The sequence below is a fragment of the Bradyrhizobium algeriense genome, assembly GCF_003062295.1.
Lineage (GTDB): Bacteria > Pseudomonadota > Alphaproteobacteria > Rhizobiales > Xanthobacteraceae > Bradyrhizobium > Bradyrhizobium algeriense.
This window is the reverse complement of record NZ_PYCN01000091.1, coordinates 1-5,953: the sequence shown is the minus strand read 5'-3', so window position 1 is coordinate 5,953 and position 5,953 is coordinate 1. Positions and strand designations below refer to the sequence as shown.

Here is a 5,953-nt window from a genome sequence, read left to right as displayed (position 1 = left end):
ACGCTGCACTTCAGGCCGACATCCTGTTCCTGGCTCAACCTCGTCGAGCGGCTCTTCGCCGAAATCACTCGCCAGCGCATCCGGCGAGGAACCTTCAACGACGTCACCGAACTCAAGACCGCGATTGACGAGTGGATCGAGCATCGAAACCAAAACCCAAAGCCCTTCAGGTGGACCGCCAGCGCCAAATCCATCCTCGCAAAGCACCGCCGAGCCAAAAAAACGCTCGCCATCGCAAAAGCGGGATGCGAATGAATGAGTCAGAACACTACCGGCGGAAATACGAGATCTCGTATCCAAACTAAGTTGGCAGAGAACGTTTCACGAGACTGGTCTCGTTTGCGTTGAGAAATACAAGGATTCTGGAATCTTTGGCTAAGACTGGGCTGAAAAGGAGTATCAACAACTCTTAATCAGCGGGTCCTAGGTTCGAGCCCTGGTGCGCCGGCCAAGCTTTTCACGGACTTAGCCGGATAGCGGCGGCACAGGAGAAGGGACTCGACGTCGTGCAAGCTGTGACTATCCTTCGACACCATGATTGACCATTGAGAGCCGCGGGGCAGTCTCTTTTTTTGCGAATGTGGCGATGCAGTACTTCACGAGCGACGGCCTCGTCAGGTTTTCGAAAGCTTGCCCGAGTAAGGTTGCTCAGGTGATTTGTAAACGTGAGGCTGCGATGGACCCGCACAATTTTGACTCATTCAATGTAAGAGGTTGGCCGCAGGTAGAGCCCCCCGTCTCGCACGAGCCCGAAGCGAGCGACGTCGGCCAAGGGGCCTTTGAGCAGCAATTGCACCAGGCGCGCCCAGCCGGTGCCGCGATGCCCGATCGGGGGCCGCCCGGTGGCCTCCGTACCAATGTGTCTAGCGACGGCCAGCAGTCCCCCAACGGGCTGATGGGTGCAATTGCAAGGAGCAATATCCTGCCAAGGGAGGAGGTCCTCATCAACGATGAGCGTGATACAGCTGGGTTGAGAGCAGCGAAGAGGCCGAGGACCACAAACAATCCGCAAGGCGTTGCCATTGAGCGGCAGCTGAGCGAGATCGCCAATTCAGGTGAAGGTGGTGGAGCAATGCCGCCAGCCTCGGCGCTGCAGCCGGCTCAGTCAACGGGGGTTCTGATACGGCACGACAGGCGGCCTCTTTATTCCGATGATGCTCCCGCGATTTTCGGGCTTGGGGAGGCCCTCATCAAGGACGGGAGCGCCAAAGTCACTGCCGAGCGGTATGTAAGTTCTCTTCTTGGCTTTAGCCGCTGGCTCTTCGCAAAAAAGAAACCGAGCATTGTTGCTCGGCTCGACAGTAATTCGCTGAATGGCAGTGACGTGCACGAGTACATCGGAAAGGGTGATCCGAGGCTCCTCATTAGGGCATTAGACCATCTCCGGACCTTGCGGTCAGGAGCCGCGCCGATCATACGCCGCGCCAAGCTGAATCTTCACGCCTTGAACGTGGCCCTCATCAATCCCGAAGAGGCGGTAGTGATGGAGCGGAGGCGCGTCGGCGCCACCGCTGCGCAGCACAGCGGGTCGCAGGAAGCTGACACTCGACGAGAGGAGCTTCAGGGACGGCGGGATAATCAATCCGCCCCGTCGGCTTTCGTCCAAGAGCACGTCGCGTTCTATCCACAGCAGATTGCTCCGGAGGAGCTTCGGCGAGTGCTGGATCATCTGAATGATCAATCCATCCCGTCCCCAGTCTCCGTCCCTTCAGCGGAGCTTGAGCGACTGGAAAGGGACTTGCATGACGAGCTTCGCGGACGACAGGACGATCACGCTGCCCAGTCGCTCTCCGTCGATCCAGAAGAGTTTACTTTCAATCCAGAGCAGTTCTCTCCAGGCGAGCTTCAGCGAATGCTGGATGATCGATCCATCCCGTCGCCAGTCCCCGCCGGTCCAGAGTACTTCGCTCTAAATCTTGAGCAGTTCTCTCCGAAGGAGCTTTGGCGGCTACTGAATGCTGATGAACCCGCTCCGTTGGGAGTGGCATCTAGTTCAAGCCCGGCAGATCAGTCGGCTTGCGAGCCGGGTCCGCTGCCGAATCTATCAATGTACCTTGCCCTCGACTTCCAGCACGGCGCCCAATGGGCGTCGGAAGACTTCATGCAAGGAATGCGCTTGCATAACCTGCTGCCGAGTGCGTCTCAACCGGAGATAAAGTTTCCTCTCAATGGCGTGAACTACGCGGCCACATTAGGGCCGGCAGGCCATGAGGATCAGGTTTTTCTGCGCCCAGCATGAACACCGGATTGCCGTACGGCAAAAAGGACGTATGAAAGCGGCGCTCGATCAGCCGTCGCTTTCCTTCCATGTGTTGGCTTGCTTGAAGATCGTTCCTGCCAGAGGAATCAAGATCGTCTTGGCGCGCGGCATCTGGGACTCGTTCTCCCACTGACGATCGGGTCGTAGCATTGGGCGAACACCAGACGAGCGCCGAGAGCACGGATGCGCTCCATCAGGTCGCGCTGGCCGGAATGATGATCGCGCGCCCGCTGTAGGACTGCGGCGCCTCACGGCCAAACGCCTCGCCGGAAGACGCGCCCTCGAAAACTTTGTTGGCGGCCTCCAAGGTTGTTTCGGTGGAAATCCCGAAAAGTGGATAATGGCCACCTCGAAGTGCCGGTTGATGATCTCGGCAACATCATCGGACCATTTGTTTTGCCCGTAAAACTGGTGACGCTCTAGGACGGAGAGGTCGGCTTCCGGGCGATGCCAAGGCTGGCACGTATTCGGCCTGACGCGGCCGCTGCGGAAGCCGCTATCGGCCCGCAGAACCTTCGGAATGAAAACGCGCCAACCGAGGGACCTTAGAATGGGTACCTCGGCCTCCATGAGGCTCTTAGGATTGACGATCCAAAGTAGGCGCTTCAGTTTCACCGCAGCCGTCGATTCCGACTTCCAGACCATCAACCCTGAGCGGCACAGGCCCTATCATCCGCAACCGCCGAGCAATAGGCGCGAAGCGCGCCGAAGCGCTCCCAGAAATGGGAGTTGCTTTTTAGCCAAATCAGTGATGAGGCGTCAGGCGGAGCCTAGGAGACTCTCGCCAATTGCGGAGGGAGGATTCTGGCTCATCGTAGCCACCAGGAGCGAAGATGAAACAGAAATCCGGGCCGGGCAAAGCGCCGGCAGAACGAGTGCTAAAGGACATTCGGCGCCAGACGCCGACAGTATTCGGCGGAGGAGAAGGTCCGCATCGCGCTGGAAAGACTGCGGGGCGAGGAGAATACGGATCGTTTCAGAAGACACGGAAAGGATTCGCCGATGTCCTCTGACGCTCTCGTGGCAGTCGAACGGCTGAGCAAATGCTATCATATTTTCGAATCTCCGCCCGATCGCCTTAAGCAATCGATAGTGCCCCGCTTGCAGCGGGCAGCCGCTCCGCTCGCCCGCATCACCGGCAAGAGCTTGACCCCGCGTCGCTACTACCGAGAATTTTGGGCTTTGCGGGACGTGAGCTTCACCGTTGGACCCGGCGAAAGCGGTGCGCGAAGTGGGACACTGTGAACTGCCGCGCGTCCAGATCAAAAGCGCTCTTTGTGGTTCTGGAACAGCGTGGTCAACAACCTCCGGGCGTGCGTGTGTGGCGTTCGTTAACTTGCATACGCTGCATCGTGGGCCTCGTTCGGAGAAGCGTCAGTCCACGAGAGGGGTGTAAGCCAGAGGGCGTTTGCCAACGCGCCAACCATGTGGCGCTAGCTTTTGCTGCTTCCGTCACGCCATCTCGCTCATAAGAACGCCCCGACGACCCAGCGGATACCGGCCCAGAGGAGCGCGTTGAGGAGGATCGCCGCAAGCGGCCAAAAATTCCACGCTGTCCGCGGCTGCGAAGCATCAGGACGCAATGGCGATTGGCTTTACCGCCTTCAATCACGCGTGGTTTTGGTTTGCTCCAGTGGGTCATCCGTACCATATCCCTGCGCTGCGCTATCGATCAGAGCCATGGCTAGGATCAGAGAAAAATCGAAGATCACCAAGCCAAGAGAACGGCGTGCAAATGCGGTAGGACCACGGTCGTGAGGCTGGCGAGCCTGACCGTCAGCCTAGCCGACGGGCAGATGCCAGCCGAGACGATGTTCATGCGGTCCAACTCTGGTTCTCGGGCATCTAACCGTAGCGCTCGATGATCGCGTGAGCCTCCGGCCCTTTCGGAAAGTCAATGATGCCCTGCGCCGCTTTGCTGTCGGCGCCGCTCTTCAATGGCGCGGCACCTCGCCGAATGGGTCTATCGAGCTCCTGCCGCATCAGCCAGCGCGAGGCGGCCTCATTGTCAACAAAGGCGAGCTCGTCATAGCCCGCCTCGTATTGATCGGCCCGCGTGATATTCGCGCCCTCGACGCCCTTCGGATGCATGGTCTCAGAAACGCCGGGCGAACTCACCGCCTCCACTGCGACTACGTCATAAAGCGTCGTGGCGGGATTGCAGATCGACAGTTCTGCGAAGGCCACCGACTTGGGCATCTCCGCGCCATTCACGAAAACCGCAGGCTTCTTCCAAAGCACGAGCTTTCCGGTATTGCAGATGAGGCGGCTTTCCGGTACGGCGATCCCATCCACGACCAGCTCCTTTGGTCGCGCATCCTCGGCCGAGAGAAAGATCTGGAATGACGCGCCTTGCATAATTTGGCTATGACATTGGCCATTCGCGCCGAAGCTTAACGCCGATGATGACCAGGAGTCCGCTTGATGCTCGCGACTATCTCGTTGGTCGGTTCGGTGAATTTGGCGGCGACTGCCACATTGATCTCTGCCGGTTGTGCAGTTACGACCAGCTTCAACGCCGCATTGATCAGGGTCAATGAAGCAAGTCTCATTGTGAACTCCTGGGGCCAGCTCGCCACGTTTTTTGTGCGGCGGTTTTCATCTCAGCAATCGGCGTGCCGCACGCGAAGGCCTGCGGGCGTCGCTTGAAGAGAGAAAAACCACGTGTTTGCCGCAGCAGCCGCGGAAAATGACTTAGCTGCTGTAGTCGGGTTTCCCACATCGACGTCTTCAACCGGACACGACTGGTACGACAACATAGAAGGTAAATGACTCAGGTCGCCTCCGTGCCGGCAATTTGCCGCGTGATAGAGCCGCAGGTCGAAGCGCTGATCGCTGCGAGCGGCATCGATTTCCGGATTGGCGGTAATAAGCCTTTTACTGTCCTTCCGAGGACTACGTTCAGGTGCGGCAACCGGCTGCCTATTTCGAACTGATCAAATGGCATCGGACAGCGCTTCACGAATTGGCGCATGCCAGCGGCCATTCTACCCGTCTCAACCGCGATCTGTCAGGTGCTTTCGGTACGAAGAAATACGCTTCGAGGAGATCATCGCCGAGATAGCCTCGGCATTTTGCTGTGCCTCGCTCGGCATCGTGCCGACCGTGCGTCATGCCGATTACGTTTGCTCATGGCTCGCGGTGCTGTCATGGCAAAGGCTTGAAGATCTGCCGCAGGCTTTGGGGGCAATCTGGCTCGATCGCAGGCTCGTTGGGAAGGAGCCCGATGAGTTCGCGTCGACCGGCTTTGGCGCGGAAGTCGAGACGGCGCTCCGAACGAGACGGCAATGGCTGATCGAGCAGGGGCTGGCGCGAGAGGAAGGCGGACAGGTGCGTTTCGCGCGGAACATGCTCGAGGCGCGCGAGCTGGCGCGGACGGCCGCAAATATATCCGCTCGCACGGGCCTTGACCATGTCGATGCCAAGGTCGGCGACAACGTCAATGGCGTCTAAACTCTCCGAAAGTGAACTCACTCAGCGCGAGCGCCAATGCCTTGCATGGACTGCGCAGGGAAAAGCAGTCGCGGATATCGCGGTGCTGGTCCAGATTGCGCCGCGCACTGTCCTGTTTCATCTTGAGAACGCGCGCCGCAAACTAGGTGCAGCATCTATTGCCCAATGCGTCGCCGAGGCGCTGCGGCGCGGTTTGTTGTCCTAATCATCCACACCCTCCCATTTCGCGAGATGCACAAG

The 5,953-nt window shown here is 58.8% G+C and carries 5 protein-coding genes and 3 pseudogenes; 6 read left to right on the top strand and 2 right to left on the bottom strand.

The window, feature by feature from the left end:
- The 3 genes and pseudogenes from C7G61_RS46825 to C7G61_RS41985 all read left to right on the top strand — a co-directional run.
- A pseudogene (locus C7G61_RS46825) lies at positions 1 to 255 on the top strand (IS630 family transposase); the annotation flags it as partial.
- Between the two features lie 283 nt (positions 256 to 538).
- Positions 539 to 2,239 carry a hypothetical protein gene (locus C7G61_RS46820; RefSeq protein ID WP_244608767.1) on the top strand — a complete coding sequence of 567 codons (1,701 nt, stop codon included), beginning with the start codon at positions 539 to 541 and terminating at the stop codon, positions 2,237 to 2,239.
- An 854-nt stretch (positions 2,240 to 3,093) separates the two neighbouring features.
- A pseudogene (locus C7G61_RS41985) lies at positions 3,094 to 3,265 on the top strand (IS3 family transposase); the annotation flags it as partial.
- A gap of 840 nt (positions 3,266 to 4,105) precedes the next feature.
- On the opposite strand, the gene modA reads toward C7G61_RS41985, so the two are convergent.
- Together modA and C7G61_RS46815 are read right to left on the bottom strand one after the other, a co-directional pair.
- A complete protein-coding gene (gene modA, locus C7G61_RS41980; protein ID WP_244608766.1) occupies positions 4,106 to 4,618 on the bottom strand; it encodes a molybdate ABC transporter substrate-binding protein in 513 nt (170 codons plus the stop codon).
- A gap of 35 nt (positions 4,619 to 4,653) precedes the next feature.
- Positions 4,654 to 4,812 carry a hypothetical protein gene (locus C7G61_RS46815; RefSeq protein ID WP_244608765.1) on the bottom strand — a complete coding sequence of 53 codons (159 nt, stop codon included), beginning with the start codon at positions 4,810 to 4,812 and terminating at the stop codon, positions 4,654 to 4,656.
- Positions 4,813 to 5,064: 252 nt separating this feature from the next.
- On the opposite strand from C7G61_RS46815, the pseudogene C7G61_RS47865 reads away from it, so the two are divergent.
- From C7G61_RS47865 to C7G61_RS41970, 3 genes and pseudogenes are all read left to right on the top strand, one after another.
- A pseudogene (locus C7G61_RS47865) lies at positions 5,065 to 5,407 on the top strand (zincin-like metallopeptidase domain-containing protein); the annotation flags it as partial.
- Entirely contained in the window at positions 5,402 to 5,713 is a 312-nt protein-coding gene (locus C7G61_RS47860) for a DUF3363 domain-containing protein (protein ID WP_244608768.1), read from the top strand. The pseudogene C7G61_RS47865 and the gene C7G61_RS47860, both read left to right, overlap by 6 nt.
- Positions 5,703 to 5,918, top strand: a complete 216-nt coding sequence (locus tag C7G61_RS41970) for a response regulator transcription factor (protein WP_190242258.1) — start codon at positions 5,703 to 5,705, stop codon at positions 5,916 to 5,918. Before C7G61_RS47860 ends, C7G61_RS41970 begins: the two co-directional genes overlap by 11 nt.
- The last annotated feature ends 35 nt before the right edge of the window (positions 5,919 to 5,953 follow it).

Coding starts and splice junctions, on each gene's coding strand:
- modA (WP_244608766.1), bottom strand. CDS start 4,618: ATGCAAGGCGCGTCATTCCAGATCTTTCTCTCGGCCGAGGATGCGCGA.
- C7G61_RS46815 (WP_244608765.1), bottom strand. CDS start 4,812: ATGAGACTTGCTTCATTGACCCTGATCAATGCGGCGTTGAAGCTGGTC.
- C7G61_RS41970 (WP_190242258.1), top strand. CDS start 5,703: ATGGCGTCTAAACTCTCCGAAAGTGAACTCACTCAGCGCGAGCGCCAA.